This window comes from Mesorhizobium sp. B2-9-1, assembly GCF_006439455.1.
Lineage (GTDB): Bacteria > Pseudomonadota > Alphaproteobacteria > Rhizobiales > Rhizobiaceae > Mesorhizobium.
Map to the genome: position 1 here is coordinate 36,892 of NZ_VFTP01000009.1, position 16,465 is coordinate 53,356.

General features: G+C 64.4%; 14 protein-coding genes. 11 read left to right on the forward strand and 3 right to left on the reverse strand.

All coding sequences use genetic code 11. From position 1 onward, the window contains the following. The first annotated feature begins 24 nt into the window (after window positions 1-24). Together atpD and FJW05_RS17240 are read left to right on the forward strand one after the other, a co-directional pair. Window positions 25-1,608 carry a F0F1 ATP synthase subunit beta gene (gene atpD, locus FJW05_RS17235; RefSeq protein ID WP_140634254.1) on the forward strand — a complete coding sequence of 528 codons (1,584 nt, stop codon included), beginning with the start codon at window positions 25-27 and terminating at the stop codon, window positions 1,606-1,608. Between the two features lie 101 nt (window positions 1,609-1,709). Next, complete coding sequence (locus FJW05_RS17240) at window positions 1,710-2,117, forward strand: F0F1 ATP synthase subunit epsilon (RefSeq protein WP_140634255.1); 408 nt, start codon at window positions 1,710-1,712, stop codon at window positions 2,115-2,117. A 1,599-nt stretch (window positions 2,118-3,716) separates the two neighbouring features. Here the strand turns inward: FJW05_RS17240 and FJW05_RS17260 are convergent. Continuing rightward, a complete protein-coding gene (locus FJW05_RS17260) occupies window positions 3,717-5,228 on the reverse strand; it encodes a mannitol dehydrogenase family protein (protein WP_140634262.1) in 1,512 nt (503 codons plus the stop codon). Window positions 5,229-5,393: 165 nt separating this feature from the next. Here FJW05_RS17260 and uxaC point away from each other — a divergent pair, with 165 nt between their 5' ends. From uxaC to FJW05_RS17300, 8 genes are read left to right on the forward strand one after another with little or no spacing between them, the layout of a single operon-like run. Continuing rightward, on the forward strand, window positions 5,394-6,797 hold the full coding sequence (gene uxaC, locus FJW05_RS17265; protein ID WP_140634264.1) for a glucuronate isomerase: 1,404 nt from the start codon (window positions 5,394-5,396) through the stop codon (window positions 6,795-6,797). Window positions 6,798-6,833: 36 nt separating this feature from the next. Continuing rightward, window positions 6,834-7,811: a TRAP transporter substrate-binding protein gene (locus tag FJW05_RS17270; RefSeq protein WP_140546131.1), complete on the forward strand. Its 978-nt coding sequence runs from the start codon at window positions 6,834-6,836 to the stop codon at window positions 7,809-7,811. Next, on the forward strand, window positions 7,808-8,398 hold the full coding sequence (locus FJW05_RS17275) for a TRAP transporter small permease (RefSeq protein ID WP_140634266.1): 591 nt from the start codon (window positions 7,808-7,810) through the stop codon (window positions 8,396-8,398). The genes FJW05_RS17270 and FJW05_RS17275 overlap by 4 nt, the downstream gene beginning before the upstream one ends. A gap of 3 nt (window positions 8,399-8,401) precedes the next feature. Further along, window positions 8,402-9,682: a TRAP transporter large permease gene (locus tag FJW05_RS17280; RefSeq protein ID WP_140546130.1), complete on the forward strand. Its 1,281-nt coding sequence runs from the start codon at window positions 8,402-8,404 to the stop codon at window positions 9,680-9,682. Window positions 9,683-9,693: 11 nt separating this feature from the next. Next, complete coding sequence (locus tag FJW05_RS17285) at window positions 9,694-10,467, forward strand: FadR/GntR family transcriptional regulator (RefSeq protein ID WP_140634268.1); 774 nt, start codon at window positions 9,694-9,696, stop codon at window positions 10,465-10,467. 19 nt (window positions 10,468-10,486) lie between these two features. Next, window positions 10,487-11,338 carry a 5-dehydro-4-deoxy-D-glucuronate isomerase gene (kduI, locus tag FJW05_RS17290; protein ID WP_140634270.1) on the forward strand — a complete coding sequence of 284 codons (852 nt, stop codon included), beginning with the start codon at window positions 10,487-10,489 and terminating at the stop codon, window positions 11,336-11,338. Further along, the gene (kduD, locus tag FJW05_RS17295) at window positions 11,335-12,102 is read left to right on the forward strand and encodes a 2-dehydro-3-deoxy-D-gluconate 5-dehydrogenase KduD (RefSeq protein WP_140634272.1); all 768 of its coding nucleotides are present in this window, start codon (window positions 11,335-11,337) and stop codon (window positions 12,100-12,102) included. Before kduI ends, kduD begins: the two co-directional genes overlap by 4 nt. 31 nt (window positions 12,103-12,133) lie before the next feature. Beyond that, window positions 12,134-12,466: a cupin domain-containing protein gene (locus FJW05_RS17300; protein WP_140634274.1), complete on the forward strand. Its 333-nt coding sequence runs from the start codon at window positions 12,134-12,136 to the stop codon at window positions 12,464-12,466. On the opposite strand, the gene FJW05_RS17305 is transcribed toward FJW05_RS17300, so the two are convergent. Both FJW05_RS17305 and FJW05_RS17310 read right to left on the reverse strand, forming a co-directional pair. Next, the gene (locus FJW05_RS17305) at window positions 12,463-13,494 is read right to left on the reverse strand and encodes a glycosyltransferase family 9 protein (RefSeq protein ID WP_181164984.1); all 1,032 of its coding nucleotides are present in this window, start codon (window positions 13,492-13,494) and stop codon (window positions 12,463-12,465) included. The genes FJW05_RS17300 and FJW05_RS17305 overlap by 4 nt on opposite strands. A 217-nt stretch (window positions 13,495-13,711) precedes the next feature. Further along, a complete protein-coding gene (locus FJW05_RS17310) occupies window positions 13,712-14,338 on the reverse strand; it encodes a LysE family translocator (RefSeq protein WP_140634278.1) in 627 nt (208 codons plus the stop codon). Window positions 14,339-14,594: 256 nt separating this feature from the next. Here FJW05_RS17310 and recQ point away from each other — a divergent pair, with 256 nt between their 5' ends. Beyond that, the gene (gene recQ / locus FJW05_RS17315; RefSeq protein WP_140634279.1) at window positions 14,595-16,439 is read left to right on the forward strand and encodes a DNA helicase RecQ; all 1,845 of its coding nucleotides are present in this window, start codon (window positions 14,595-14,597) and stop codon (window positions 16,437-16,439) included. Window positions 16,440-16,465: the final 26 nt, after the last annotated feature.

The following is a 16,465-nucleotide window of genomic DNA, read 5'->3' on the forward strand; positions in this document are numbered from 1 at the left end:
GGATAGACGAAAAGGGCAAAGACGATGGCGAAAGCAGCTACCCCGAAGACCGCCGCCAAGGCGGCACCGGCCCCCAAGGCGGCGAAGGCCCCGGCAGCAGCCGCGAAGGCCGCCGCTCCGGCGAAGAAGGCGGCCGCTCCGGCCAAGGCTGCGGCTCCGGCCAAGGCGGCAAGCGTATCGACGAAGCGGGTCGGCGCCGCCGGCAAGGTCCGCCAGGTCATCGGCGCTGTCGTCGACGTGCAGTTCGAGGATCACCTGCCGGCCATTCTGAACGCGCTGGAGACCGACAATGTCGGCAACCGCCTGGTGCTCGAGGTGGCCCAGCATCTCGGTGAGAACACCGTGCGCTGCATCGCCATGGACTCGACCGAAGGTCTCGTTCGCGGCCAGCAGGTCTATGACACCGGCGCGCCGATCTCGGTTCCGGTCGGTCCCGGCATGCTCGGCCGCATCATCAACGTCATCGGCGAGCCGGTCGACGAGGAAGGCCCGGTCGACGGCGTCGAAATGCGCGCCATCCACCAGCCCGCCCCGGCCTATGTCGATCAGTCGACGGAAGCGCAGATCCTGGTCACCGGCATCAAGGTTCTCGACCTCCTGGCGCCTTATGCCCGCGGCGGCAAGATCGGCCTGTTCGGCGGCGCCGGCGTCGGCAAGACCGTGCTGATCCAGGAGCTGATCAACAACGTCGCCAAGGCGCATGGCGGCTTCTCGGTGTTCGCCGGCGTCGGCGAGCGCACCCGCGAAGGCAACGACCTCTATCACGAGTTCATCGAATCGGGCGTCAACAAGAAGGGCGGCGGTGCCGGATCCAAGGCCGCGCTCGTCTACGGCCAGATGAACGAACCGCCGGGCGCGCGCGCCCGCGTCGGCCTGACCGGCCTCACCGTCGCCGAATATTTCCGCGACCAGGGGCAGGACGTGCTGTTCTTCGTCGACAACATCTTCCGCTTCACGCAGGCTGGCTCGGAAGTGTCGGCGCTGCTCGGCCGCATTCCTTCCGCCGTGGGTTACCAGCCGACGCTGGCCACCGACATGGGCGCGCTGCAGGAACGCATCACGACCACAACCAAGGGCTCGATCACCTCGGTGCAGGCGATCTACGTTCCGGCCGACGACTTGACCGACCCGGCGCCGGCGACGTCCTTCGCCCACCTCGACGCCACGACCGTGCTCAACCGGGCGATCTCGGAAAAGGGCATCTATCCGGCCGTTGATCCGCTGGATTCCACCTCGCGCATGCTCGACCCGATGGTCGTCGGCGAGGAGCACTACCAGGTCGCCCGCCAGGTGCAGTCGATCCTGCAGCGCTACAAGTCGCTGCAGGACATCATCGCGATCCTTGGCATGGACGAGCTTTCGGAAGAGGACAAGCAGACGGTTGCCCGCGCCCGCAAGATCGAGCGCTTCCTGTCGCAGCCGTTCTTCGTGGCCGAAGTGTTCACCGGATCTCCGGGCAAGCTGGTCGACCTCGCCGACACCATCAAGGGCTTCAAGGGCCTTTGCGCCGGCGACTACGACCACCTGCCGGAAGCCGCCTTCTACATGGTCGGCGGCATCGACGAAGCGGTCGAGAAGGCGCAGCGCCTGGCGGCTGAAGCGGCATAAGAAAGCGAATAGCGAATAGGGAGTAGCGAATAGGGAGCAAAGGGTTTGGCGAGTTTCTTCACTACTCGCTACTCGCTATTCCCTACTCGCTAAAATTGAACATGGCTGAAGCTTTCAAGTTCGAACTGGTCTCGCCGGAAAAGCTGCTCGTTTCCGAGCAGGTCGAGTCCGTCGTCATCCCGGGCGCCGAAGGCGAGATGACGGTGATGGCGCAGCACGCGCCGGTCATGACGACCATCAAGCCCGGCGTCGTTACGATAAAGACCGCGGGCGGCAAGGAAGAGCGCTTCGTCGTGTTCGGCGGTTTCGCCGACATCCTGCCTTCCGGCTGCACGCTTCTTGCCGAATCGGCGACGCATGTGAACGACATCGATCGCGCCGATCTGGCTCGCCGCATCCAGGAGGCCAAAGAAGACGCGGCCGACGCCAAGGACGACGAGAGCCGCAGCAAGGCTGAGCAGTTCCTTAGCCAGCTCACCACGTTGGAAGGCGCGCTGCTGCCGGCCTGAAGTCCGTCTCGGAAGACAGACCGATCCGCATCGGGCGACAATTTTGAAAGCGGGGCCTTGCCCCAGCCCCCTAACCTAAATGTGGAATACTTCCTGCCGCGAAAATCTGGCTTTTGCACCTGATTTTTGCGACGGAACTTCCCAGAAAATCAGCAATCCCGTTTTTGTCGCGGAAGTTAGGATTTCTGCGATACTACGCCATATAACCGCCATCGAGAATTAGCGGACTTCCGAGCATGAAGGATGCCGCATCCGAGCAAAGCCAGAGAACGCCGCCTGCGACTTCAGCAGGCGTTCAAAGCCGACCGATCGGCTCTTGCGCCGTGATCTAAGCGCCAATTTTCCCGTTCTTTTTTATGAAATTGTCGACAGGCGGTGTGCCGATCCAGCCAGGGCAAATCGCTGTAATACGAACGCCGTCCTTGGCATGTTCAAGTGCCGCGCTTCGCGTTAAGCCCAACACTCCGTGCTTGGCAGCGGCATATGCCGCCCCTCCGGAAGCGGATAACCTCGCAGTCCTTCGACCGACGAATTATTGACGATGACACCGCGCCCGGCTTTGAGCACGGCGGGCAACTGATAGCGCATGCAGAGAAAAACGGACGTAAGATAACCGTTGATCGTCTTACCCCATGCATCTTCGCTCATGCTCGCGATTGGAGACATTTTTCCTCCGCTGCCAGCATTGTTAAAGAGGCGTAGTCGATCTGTCCGTGTTCTTTCAGTATTGAAGATATAAGCCTATCGACATCGCGACCGTCCGTCACATCGCACTGCGTCCATCTTCCACGGCCATCGTCCGAGAGCGTTGTTAGAGCCTGCTTCGCGCTTTTCATTGCGGCTAGCGATGATGACGGTCGCCCCCTCATGAGCAAAGGCTTGGGCTGTCGCCAGACCAATTCCTGTGCTGCCGCCCGTCACAAGAGCAATCTTGCCGCTCATTTCAGGATATCTTCTTGGTGAAAGTTCATGCGCCACAGATTGTCTCCTTGCCGCGAAAAATGCCGGACCTACAACGCAGCGGATCTAGGATTGCGTGGGCCGTCAAGGTCACTCATGTACTGATCGAGGTGCCGTTCCCACAATGCTGGTTTGAATAGCAAAGCATGGCCCATTGGGGGCCGCTCGGCTGTTCTGGAACTCGAGAGGTCTCGATTATGCTTCGCGCCAGGTCGTGAACGGGTCGGCCGGTAAGCCGCCGTCGAGCCGCTAGTTTCCCGACACAGGGATTTTGAAAGGTTGGCGTTTGTCTTGGTGCAAGATTTCCGTTCATTTGCGTGAAATAAGCGCAAACGCCGGAGATTGGTTGAAGCCGCCCCAAGCTCGTCATTCTATGGCGGAGCAAGGAGCGAAGCGACGCGCGCAGACCATAGAATCCATTCCGTTACCTGTAGGCGTTGCAGCGGTGCAGAATTCTGCTCCGTTGCACGCCTTGGCGAAGGTAACGGCATGGATTCCAGGGTCTTCGCGACGGAGCTTCGCTCCTGCTCCGCCCTGGAATGACGATCGCGATGGGCGTTTCGGCCAATCTCCAAGGCATGCCGCCTGCCAACGCAAACAGAGCCGACCGGTCAAAGTCCCTGTGCAGGGCCACTAGACCTAATCGGCCTTTCTGCTCTTGCCATTAATGCCGAGCGCGGCGAGAGCCAGTTGCGGGCCGCCCTGCTTGAAATGGACGAGGTGCGTGGCGACAAATTCGATCAATTTCCGCCGTTCCGGGTGGCCTTTGGCGAAGCCGGCGAGGTCGAACACGGCCTCGGCCATTGTCGCCGTCGGCAGATTGCGGCCGAACAGCTCGCCGAGGGCAGCATCGAGCGGGTCGGTGAAATGGCCCTCAGGCAAGCTGCTACCGCGCGCGGCGCAGGCGGCGATCCAGGCGGCGACAACCAGCGACAGATGTTCCGGCAGCGAGCCGGCCTCCAGCCGGGCGAGGGCGGAGGCGACGATGCGTTGCGGCAGCTTCTGGCTGCCGTCATTGGCGATCTGCGCAGTGCGGTGGGCAAGCGCGGTGTTGGAAAAGCGAGCGGCGAGCTCGGCCGTGTAGGCGCTTGTGTCGAGCCCGGCATCCTGCGGCAGGGTTGGAATGGCCTCGGCCCAGAGCCTATCGACGAACTGCCGGATCGCCGGATCGGCAAAGGCGCGGTCGACGGTGGCGTGGCCGCTGAGCAGGCCGAGATAGGCGATGCCCGAATGCGCGCCGTTGAGCAGCCGCAGCTTCATGTCCTCGAAGGGGCCGACGTCCTCGACCATGGTGACGCCGAATTTCTCCCAGGCCGGCCGCCCGGCGGGAAAGCGGTCCTCGATCACCCATTGGCGGAACGGCTCGGTCATCACCGGCCACGCATCATCAATGCCGAGCTCGCCAGCGATGCGGGCGCGATCGGCGTCAGTGGTCGCCGGCACGATGCGATCGACCATGGAGGACGGGAAGGCCACTTCATCGGCGATATGGCCTGCCAACGGCCGGTCGCCGGAGCCTGTCTGGGCATCGCGCAATTTCGCGAACTCGACCAACAACCGATGCAGCGTCGCGCCGTTGGCCGGCAGGTTGTCGCAGCAGAGCACGGTGAAAGGGGGCGTGCCCGCCGCGCGTCTGCGCGCGAGCGACTCGGCGAGAAACCCATGCGCCGTCTTCGGCGATCCGGGGTTGGCGAGGTCGTGCACGATATCGAGGTGCGCAGTGTCGAGCGTGCCGTCGGCTGCCCTGAGATAGGCCTTTTCGGTGATGGTGAGCGTGACGATGCGGGTGCGCGGATCGGTGAGCGCGGCGAGCACCGCGCCAGGGTCCTCCGGAGCGACGAGCAAGGACTGAATCGAGCCGATGACCTGCAACTGTTCGCCGGCGCTGTCCCTGATTGCCAGCGTGTAGAGCCCGTCCTGCGGCTTGAGCGCATCGCGCGTGTCAGGGCTGCGCAGCGAGACGCCGATGATGCCCCAATCGCTCTCGCCATCCGCCAGACAGGCATCGACATAGACGGCCTGGTGGGCACGGTGAAAGGCCCCGACGCCAAGATGGACGATGCCGGGCGCGACGGACTTGCGGTCGTAGCGAGGCACCAGAACTTCGGCCGGCAGCTCCGCAAGGGTGGCGTTGGACAGGCGGCCGTTCATGGAAGCTGGGTCTCCGATCGGAAAACGACGGCAGCGACCTAACACCCGCTGTCGCCGTGCACAATGGCCGGGTTCCATTCGAAAGTCATCATACAACTGCATAATATTTGTATGTTGACATTATCTCCGGCCGATCTACCAATAGCGAAGCCTGGGAGGAGCTGCGTGGCCGCATTGACCGATCCGGACCTGTTGTTCGCGCCGGAAACGCGATCATTGGCGCGCGCCCTCTACGCGGGTGTGAAGGACCTGCCGATCGTCAGTCCGCACGGCCACACCGACCCGCGCTGGTACGCGCTTAACGAAGCGTTTTCCGACCCGGCGCAGCTCTTGATCGTGCCGGACCATTACATTTTCCGCATGCTGTTCAGCCAGGGCGTGCGGCTTGAGGAACTCGGCGTCCCGACGCTCGACGGCGCACCCGTCGAAACCGACGGCCGGGCCATCTGGCGACGCTTCGCCGAGCATTATTATCTCTTCCGCGGCACGCCGACGCGGCTGTGGCTCGACCATGCGTTCGAGCATCTGTTCGGCATCGGGGAGCCGCTCACCGCAGCCAGCGCCGACCGCATCTACGACACGATCGCCGCGCTGCTGCAACGCGACGACTATCGGCCGCGCGCGCTGTTCGAACGCTTCAACATCGAGGTGATCGCGACGACCGAAGGCGCGCTCGACGACCTCCAATGGCACCGGACGATCCGCGACAGCGGCTGGAAGGGCCGCGTTGTCACCGCGTATCGGCCGGACGCCGTGGTCGATCCCGATTTCGGGGGCTTCGCGGCCAATCTGGATAGGCTCGGCGAGATCACCGGATGCGATACCGGCACGTGGTCCGGATATCTCGATGCGCATCGAAAGCGGCGCGCCTATTTCAAGGAGTTCGGCGCGACCTCGTCCGATCACGGCCATCCGACGGCAGAGACCGCCAATCTCTCCGACGCGGCGGCGCAGGAGTTGTTCAACCGCATCCGGCGCGGCTCCGAGGATGAGCGCGAGCGAAAACTGTTCCGGGCCCAGATGCTGACCGAGATGGCCAAGATGAGCCGCGACGACGGCCTGGCGATGCAGATCCATCCTGGATCATGGCGCAATCATTCGCCTTCCGTTTTCCAGAAATTCGGCCGCGACAAGGGCTTCGATATCCCGACGCGGACCGATTATGTGTCGGCGCTGAAGCCGCTGCTCGACTGCGTCGGGCTGGAGCGCGACCTCACGATCATCCTGTTCACGCTCGACGAGACGAGCTATGCGCGCGAGCTGGCGCCGCTCGCCGGCGTCTATCCGGCGCTCAAGCTCGGGCCGGCCTGGTGGTTCCACGACAGCCCGGAAGGCATGCGCCGCTTCCGCGAGATGACCACGGAGACGGCGGGCTTCTACAACACCGTCGGCTTCAATGACGACACGCGCGCCTTCCCGTCGATCCCGGCGCGTCACGACGTCGCGCGGCGTGTCGACTGCGCCTTTCTGGCGCGGCTGGTCGCCGAGCATCGCCTCCGGGAGGAGGAGGCGCATGAGCTGGCGCGGGAGCTTGCCTACTCGCTTGCCAAGAAAGCGTACCGACTCTGAACCAAGGTATTCGTGATTTTTGAAGGGAGGAAAGACATGTTGCGTATTTCGAGATTGCTGGCGGCGACATTCGCCATCGGGTCCTTGATGATCGGCGCCGCGCAGGCCGAAACCGTCCTGCGCTCTTCGGACACCCATCCGGACGGCTATCCGACAGTCGAGGCGGTCAAATATATGGGCGAGCTGATCAAGCAGCGCACCAACGGGCGCTATTCGATCGAGGTCTATCATTCGGCGCAGCTCGGCGAGGAAAAGGATACGATCGAGCAGACCCAGGCCGGCGTCATCGACCTCGATCGCGTCTCCATGGGGCCGTTCAACGGCATCGTGCCGGAAACCGCTGTGCCGTCGTTGCCCTACATCTTCCGCTCGGTCGAGCATATGCGGCATGTCATGGACGGGCCGATCGGCGACCAGATCCTGAAGGCGTTCGAGGCGCATGACCTTGTCGGACTCGCCTTCTACGATTCCGGCGCGCGCTCCTTCTACAACACCAAGAAGGACATCGCCTCGATGGCAGACATGAAGGGCATGAAGTTCCGCGTCATCCAGTCGGACGTGTTCGTCGACATGGTGAACGCGCTCGGCGCCAACGCCACGCCGATGGCCTATGGCGAGGTCTATTCGGCGCTGCAGACCGGCGTCATCGACGGCGCCGAGAACAACTGGCCGAGCTTCGAATCCGCCAAGCATTACGAGGTCGCCAAGCACTACACGCTGGATCAGCACCAGATCGTGCCGGAGGTGCTGGTGATGTCGAAGGCAAGCTGGGACAAGCTGGCGCCGGAAGACCAGGCGATCGTGCGCCAGGCGGCCAAGGACAGCGTCGTCAAGATGCGCGAGCTGTGGGACGCGCAGGAGAAGAAGTCGCGCGACATCGTCGAGAAGGCCGGCGTCAAGATCAGCGAGATCGACAAGCAGCCGCTGATCGACGCCATGAAGCCGGTCTACGACAAATATCTGTCGACGCCCGAGCTCAAGGACCTCGCCGCCCGTATCCAGGCGACGAAATGACCGGGATCGGCAACGGGCCCGGCGGCACGGAGGCTTCCGTGCTGCCATCCAGCCGGTCGGGTCCGAAAGGGTTCTGGCTGCGGGTGGAACGGGCCCTTTCTGGGCTGGCGCGGTTGGCCTTGTGGGTCAGCGGAACCGGGCTGACGCTGATGACCGTCATCATCTTTTGGCAGGTCTTCTCGCGCTACGTGCTGAACCGCTCGCCGAGCTGGACCGAGTCCTCATCCGTGCTGCTGATGGGCTGGTTCATCTTTCTCGGCGCCGCCGTCGGCGTGCGCGAGCGCACGCATCTCGGCTTCGACGTGCTGCTCTATGTCTTGCCTGCCTCGGCCAAGGCGGTGCTGCGCAGCATTTCCGATCTCGTCGTGCTGGCCTTCGGCGCCGGCATGATCGTCTACGGCGTGCAGCTGGCCAGGCTGACCTGGAACACGGTAATGCCATCGCTCGCCTTGCCCGGCGGCGTCAGCTTCCTGCCGGTCATTCTGGGGGGCGGGCTGGTCTGCCTGTTTTCACTCGAGCGGCTGGCGGGGCGCTTTGCCGGGCTGCCGGTCGATGCCGACATCTACGCGACCGGCGAGGAGCTCTGAACCATGGCGCTGATCGTGCTTTTCGGCACTTTCGTCTTCCTGCTGGTTATCGGCACGCCGATCGCGTTCTGCCTCGGCGTCGCCAGCTTCGCGACGATCCTCACGATCGGCCTGCCACCGGTCGTTGTGTTCCAGCGGCTCAATTCCGGCGTCAGCGTCTTTTCGCTGATGGCCATTCCGTTCTTCATCTTCGCCGGCGACCTTATGGTTCGCGGCGGCATCGCCGCCCGCCTGGTGGCATTGGCCGGGTCCCTGGTCGGCCATCTGCGCGGCGGTCTGGGCCAAGTCAACATTGCCGCGTCGACCATGTTCGGCGGTATTTCCGGTTCGGCGGTAGCCGATGCCTCAGCGGTCGGCGGGCTGATGATCCCGCAGATGAAGGCGCGCGGCTACGGCGTCGACTATGCCGTCAACATCACCTCCGTCGGCGCCATCATTGCGCTGCTGATCCCGCCGTCGCACAACATGATCATCTATTCGATCTCGGCCGGCGGCCGCATCTCGATCGCGGATCTTTTCACCGCCGGCGTTCTGCCGGGGCTGTTGCTGGCCCTGTCGCTGATGGTCACCGCCTATGTGGTGGCAAGCCGGCGCGGCTATCCGACGGAACCCTTTGCCGGTTTCGGCCGGGCCTTGCAGCTGCTTGTCGCCGCCATTCCCGGGCTGATCCTGATCGGCATCATCTTTGGCGGCGTCCGCTCCGGCATCTTCACCGCCACCGAAAGCTCCTGCATTGCCATCGTCTATGCTTTCCTGGTGACGTTGATCATCTACCGCTCGATGAGCTGGAACGATTTCGTCACCGCGACGACCGCGGCGGTGCGCACGACAGCGATGGTGCTGATGATCATCGGCTGCGCCGCGGCCTTCGGCTGGTTGCTGGCCTATCTCCGCGTTCCGGCAGCGCTTGTCGCGTTTTTGCAGTCCGTGTCCGACAACAAGCTGGTCATACTGCTCCTGATCAATGTCGTCCTGCTCATCCTCGGCACATTCATGGATATGTCGCCGCTCATCATCATCACCACGCCGATCTTCCTGCCGGTGGTCATGGCCTATGGCGTCGATCCCGTGCATTTCGGCGTCATCCTGATCCTCAATCTCGGCATCGGCCTCTGCACGCCGCCGGTGGGCGCGGTACTGTTCGTCAGTTGCGCCATTGGCCGCATTCCCATCTGGACGGCAATGCGCTCGATCTGGCCGTTCTATGGAGCGGCCTTCATGGTGCTGATGCTTGTCACCTACATACCGGAAATCTCATTGTGGCTGCCGAGCCTGTTCCATTAGGAGGGCACGACGTGTCCCAAACAGCTGCCGACCTCAGGGTCGAACGCAAGCCGAAACTGTCGGAGACCGTGGTCGCGGCGATCCGCAAACAGCTCTTGGCAGGCGAGATTCCGCCCGGACAGAAGCTGCCGACCGAAGGCCAGCTGACGGAGACTTTCGGCGTCAGCCGCACGGTCATCCGCGAGGCGCTGGCCAAGCTTGCCGCCGATGGCCTGGTCGAAGCGCGGCAAGGCGCCGGCGTCTTCGTCAGCGAGCACATCTCGACGAGCTTCGGCGTTCTGGCCGCCGACATGGGAGCCAAGGATTCGGTCGCGCTCAACGTGCTCGAGGTCCGTCTCGCGATCGAGATCGAATCGGCGGGCCTCGCCGCCATCCGCCGCAACGCCGCCCAGGAGGCCGCGATCCAGGAGGCCTTCTTCGAGTTCGAGCGGCTGCTGCTCGCCAGCCAGCCGACCGGCCCGGCCGACCTCGCCTTCCACCGCGCGATCGCCAGCGCCACCAACAACCCGTTCTATGTCGAGATGCTCGATGTGCTGGGACGCCGCGCCATTCCCTGCGACGTGACCTCGCCCTGGTCGACAGAGCTCGTCCAGTCGGACCAGTACCAGCGCGGCCTGCAGCGCGAGCATCTCGTCATTCTGAACGCGATCTCGGCAGGCGATGCCGAGGCCGCGCGCGAGGCGATGCGCACGCATCTGACCCGCAGCCAGCAGCGCTACCGCGAGCGGCTGCAGGCCAGACAGGCCTATTATGCCAATTCGCTGAAAGCCGCATCGACCGAGTGACCGTCAGACAAGGCCTAGAATGGACCAGACACACACCGAATTTTCCTCGCGTTTCGCCATCGATCCCATCACCGCCGCGGCCATGGGAACAGACGAGCTGCGCCACCATTTCCACATCGAGGGGCTTTTCCAGCCGGGGCTCGTAAGCCTGACCTACACGCATTACGACCGCATGATCGTCGGCGGCGCCATGCCTATCGACAAGATCCTGCCGCTCGAGGCGATCAAGCCGACCGGAACCAAGGCTTTCCTCGACCGCCGCGAACTGATCGCCGTCAACATCGGCGGCGCCGGCACCGTCACGGCCGACGGCATGGCTTACGAATTGGCGGCGCGCGACATGGTCTATCTCGGCCTGGGCACCGAGCAGGTGTCGTTCGCCTCGGCGGAGCCCGACAGGCCGGCAAAATTCTACCTGCTTAGCGCACCGGCGCATCGGACCTATCCCAGCCAGTTGATTCGGATCGGCGACGCCAGGCGGCTCGACCTCGGCAGCCAGGCGACCAGCAACGAACGCTCGATCTTCCAGTTCATCCACGCCGACGGCGTCAAGACCTGCCAGCTCGTCGTCGGCATGACGCAGCTCGCGCCAGGCTCGGTGTGGAACACCATGCCCTGCCACGTGCATGACCGGCGCATGGAAGCCTATCTCTACTTCGATCTGCCGGAAGGGCAGCGCGTCTTCCACTTCATGGGCGAACCGGACGAGACGCGCCACATCGTCATGCGCAGCGAGGAGGCGGTGCTGTCGCCGGGCTGGTCGATCCATTCGGGCGCCGGCACGTCCAACTACGCTTTCATCTGGGCGATGGCCGGCGACAATGTCGACTATACCGACGTCGACCAGGTGGCGATGGATCAATTGCGGTGAGCGATCTTTCCGCCTTCAGCCTCACGGGCAAGCGCATTCTGGTCACCGGCGCCAACACCGGCATCGGGCAAGGCATCGCCGTGTCGATCGCGCGCGCCGGCGGCCTGGTCGTCGGCGTCGGCCGTTCGGCGATGGATGATACCGCCGCGAAAGTCGCCGCCGCGGGCGGCAGCTTCGAAGCGGTGAAGACCGATCTCGGCGATCCGGCCGAGGCGGCCGCCATGCTCGACCGGGTCTGGAGCGAGAGCGGCCCGCTCGACGGCCTCGTCAACAATGCCGGCATCATCCGGCGCGCCGATGCGGTCGACCTGAGCGAAGCCGACTGGGACGAGGTGATGGACGTCAATTTGAAGACGGTCTTTCGCCTGTGCCAGAGCTTTGCCGGGCGCGTGCTGGCGGAGCCGGGACGGCGCGGCAAGATCGTCAACATCGCCTCGGTGCTGAGTTTCCAGGGCGGCATTCGCGTCGCTTCCTATACGGCCTCGAAGCACGGCGTGCTCGGCCTCACAAGGCTGCTCGCCTGCGAATGGGCGGCCAAAGGCATCAACGTCAACGGCATCGCGCCGGGCTATGTCGAGACCAACAACACCGAAGCCTTACGCGCCGACCCGGACCGCAGCGCCGCCATCCTCGGGCGCATTCCGGCAGCGCGCTGGGGCCGGCCCGACGACATCGGCGACGCGGCCGTGTTCCTGCTGGCGCGGGCGTCGGACTATATGCATGGCGCGGTGGTGCCGGTCGATGGCGGCTGGCTGGCGCGGTGACCGTCTGCCAATTTCGAACGGAAGCTGAGCGATGACCGATATCTTTTGCCATGCGGGCGAAAAAGCCTGGGAGCCGACGCCGGACGGCAACAGGCGGCGCGTGCTGGTGCATACCGATGAATTGATGATGGTCGAGTTCGCCTTCGACAAGGGCGGCGTCGGGGCGCTGCACTCGCATCCGCATGTCCAGGCAAGCTATGTCGCCGAGGGTCGCTTCGAGGTCACTGTCGACGGCCGATCGGAGATCCTCGAAACGGGCAGCAGCTTCATCGTGCCGTCCAATCTCGTGCATGGCGTCAAGGCGCTGGAGGCCGGGCGGCTGGTCGACAGCTTTGCGCCCTACCGGGCCGATTTCCTCGACTAGACCTTTTCCGGAACCGCTCCGGCAGCCATGTGATCGCGGCGGCCTGCCGCGAGCAGGCGATGCGCGGCTTCGAGTATGGCCTCGACCTGCGCGTCGGCGACATTGGCCGAACGGCCTCGCCTTGGCGCCGCGACGACTTCGACCGCGTTCGAAAGGGGGCGCCAGCGCTCCATATTGGCGCCGTTGTTGACGATCACCGCCGGCGTCATGACGGCGGCCATGAGATGCGCCAGTCCGCCCTCCATGCCGATATAGGCGACCGCCATCTCGCCCAGCGCAAGCAGGAGATCGTCGAAGCTTGCAATGTCCGGCGCCAGTTCCGGACCGGCCACCTGGAGGCGGCCTTCCCTTGCGAGGAGCGCCAGTGGCGTCGGTCCGCCGCCGGGGGTCGCCAGATACAGCACCCGGTAGCCGGCATCGATGAGATTGCCGGCAACGGCCACCACCTGATCTTCGCTCATGCACTTCCTGCCCTGGGCATTTCCGCCAAGCAGGACGAGCGGACGGCCGCAACTGCCGCGCAGCTGGCGCGCCAGTGTCCGGGCGGCGTCCGGCACATCGAGCCTGTGGTCGAAAGGCAGGTGCCGCCCCGCCAGGCGCTCGACCAGCCGGTGGTAGCGCCAGGCATTGTGTTCCGGCCGCAGCGTCAACCGCGTGCCCCAGCGCAGTGACAGAAGATGGCCGGCAAAGTTCGCTTCATAGCGGATGCCCCGGCCAGCAAGTTGCAGGGCCGTGAGGATGAGGCCCGGCACGCCGGTGCGCAGATCGACGACGATGGTCTTGCGGCCGCGCGGCGCGAATTCGGCGAGGATGGCGGAAAGCGGCGTCTTCGTCCTGAAATCATCGACGAGATGCGCGACATGCTTGCGCAACACATGAGAGAGCGATGAACCGCGCATGGCGCCATAGACGATATGGCATTGCGGAAAGGCCGTCCTCGCCGCCCGCAGGGCCGGAATCCGCAGCAAGCCGTCGCCAAGCGCGTCGTTGCGGGCATAGAAGATGAGCGCGGGCGCGGACGAATCCATGGCGGAGAGACGGATTCCATTGCTGGTGTCGGAGAAGCAGGACGACTGCGGAAGAATAATATCAGCAAGCCCGCGGCTGAGTTCTGCAAGAATATGCTTGGTTTCTTTTATAAGAAAGCCCGATCTCGTCACCCCGCCGACGCCGGCCATGCGGGCCTTCTGTCGCGAATTCGGCTATGACATGCCTGCCTGGACCGGCGCCGCCGGGTGAAGCGTTTCAGCGCTGCTGCAGCGCCAGGCGTATGCCGAGCGCGCAATATATACCGCCGACCACCTTGCCCTGCCATTTCAACACCGCCGGATTGCGGCGCAGGAAGGAACCCAGGCCGCCCGCGCTGACGGCGAAGACGACCGTGCTGAAGAGCCCGAGCAGAACAAAGATGATGCCCAGCAGCATCAGCTGCAGCACCACGAAACCGCCTTGCGGGTGCACGAATTGCGGCAGGAAGGCCAGGAAGAACAGCGCGGTCTTCGGATTGAGCACTTCGGTCAGGATCGCCTGCCGGAAGGCTTTGCCCGCCGAGATGGGCAGCATCCTGGCCGCCAGATCTGCCGGCGCCTTTTCGAGAATGGCGCGGATGCCGAGATAAACCAGATAGGCCGCGCCGATATATTTGACGATGCTGAACAGCATCGCCGAAGCGGCGATGACGGCCGAGATGCCGACGATTGCCATGATGGTGTGGATCACGTCGCCAGCCGCGACACCGGCGCCGGTGGCGATGCCGACCTTCGTGCCCGAGCTCGTCGCCCGCGCGACCGTGAGCAGCGTCGCCGGGCCCGGGATGAAGACGAAGCCGAACACGACCGCGATGTAGGTGACGAGCGTGGCGGGATCGATCATGCCCAAGGTTCCTTTTGCGTCGGCCGCCGGCAGCGGTCGGCTCAAAATCATAGCATCGGAGAATGCGTCAGCGGAACTCCCCAGCCGATGGTCAGCGACGACTTTTCGATGACGGCATCGGCGTGAGGCGGCAGGTTTCCCGCGAAGCGCGGTTGTGGCCTGATGAGCGCTGCGCTACTCCAAGGCATCACACGGTGAATCATTTGGCTGGTCTTCACATAAACCCGAAAACGACCTCCTGTCCGGTGTCTGCCTGATGCCGGCGCAGGCAGCGAGCATCCGGGCCGAGGATCACAAGCGGCGCGTCCTGAAAGACGTGTTCGGCTTCGACGATTTTCGCCCCGGGCAGGCGACCGTGATCGAGGCGTTGCTCTCCGGGCGGCATGTGCTGGCGGTGATGCCGACAGGCGCCGGCAAATCGCTCTGCTATCAGGTTCCAGCGCTGGTCAAAGGCGGGCTCACCATCGTGGTGTCGCCGCTGGTGGCGCTGATGCAGGACCAGGTCGCCGCGTTGCGCCTTGCCGGCGTGGCCGCCGACACCATCAATTCCTCGCTCGACCGCGACGCCAATGTCGCTGCCTGGCGCCGCGTCGCGTCCGGACAGACGCGGCTGCTCTACATGGCGCCGGAGCGGCTGATGACGGAGCGGATGCTGGAAGCCCTGTCCCGGCTCGATGTCGGCCTGATCGCCATCGACGAGGCGCATTGCATCTCGCAATGGGGGCCGGCCTTCCGGCGCGAATATGAAGACCTGTCGCAGTTGCGCGGCGTGTTTCCGCAGGTGCCCATCATCGCGCTTACGGCAACGGCGGACGAGGCCACGCGCGCCGACATCGAAGCGCGGCTGTTTGCCGGGCGCGCCGAGACCCTGGTGCTGGGCTTCGACCGGCCCAACATCAAGCTGGCGATAGAACCCAAGCAGGACAGCAAGCGCCAGCTGTTGCGCTTCATCGAGCGGCACCAGGGCCGGAGCGGCATCATCTATTGCCTGTCGCGCCGCAAGACTGAGGAGATGGCGGCTTTCCTTGAGAAGAACGGCGTGCGCGCGCTCGCCTACCATGCCGGCATGAGCAAGGAGGCGCGGGAGGCGAACCAAAACACCTTCATGAGCCTTTCGGGCGTCGTCATGGTGGCGACCATCGCCTTCGGCATGGGCATCGACAAGCCCGACGTCGCCTATGTCTTCCACACCGACCTGCCCGGCAGCCTGGAGGCGTATTACCAGGAGATCGGCCGCGCCGGCCGCGACGGCCGGGCGGCGGAAGCGCACATGCTCTACGGCGCCGGCGACATCCGCACGCGCCGGATGTTCATCGACGACGAGGATACCTCGCCCGAGCACAAAAGACGGGCGCATCGGCGGCTCGACACGCTGATCGGCTATTGCGAGACGGCGCAGTGCCGGCGCCAGGTGCTGCTCGGCTATTTCGGCGAGGAGGCGCAAGCCTGCGGCAATTGCGACAACTGCCTCGACCAGGCGCCGCGCGCCGATGGCGGGACGGAGGCGCGGATCATCCTCGCGGCCGTCGCGCAGAGCGGCGAGCGCTTCGGCGCCGCCCATGTCATCGACATCCTGCTCGGCCATGAGACCGAAAAGGTGCTGGCTAGAGGCCATCAGCAGCTCGCCAGCTTCAGGACCGGCATCATGCATAGGAAGCCGGTCTGGCTGTCGCTCATCCGGCAACTTGTCGCCGGCGGCTTCCTGGTGCCGGATCCCGACGGCCATGGCGGCCTCGCCATCTCGGAAAGCGGCCGCGCGCTCGGCCGCGGCGAGGTTGCGTTCGAATATCGTGTCGAAGGCCGGGACCGTCTGGCGCGCGGCAGGAAGCGTGCCGCGCAGGGCTCCGCCACGGGCGGCGAGGGCGTGGACACTTCCTTGCTGGCGACGCTCAAGACGCTGCGGCTGCGGCTCGCCAAGGAACGCCAGGTACCTGCCTATGTGGTGTTTTCCGACCGCACCCTGATCGATATGGCCGAGCGCCGTCCGCGCGACCTCGACGACTTCGCCGAAGTGAACGGCGTGGGCGCAGCGAAGCTCAAGGAATTCGGGGAGATCTTCGTAAGCGCGATCGCGGCGTATCAGGCGAGCGGGTCGAACTGACGAACGGGTTTTCCTTGACGCGTCAC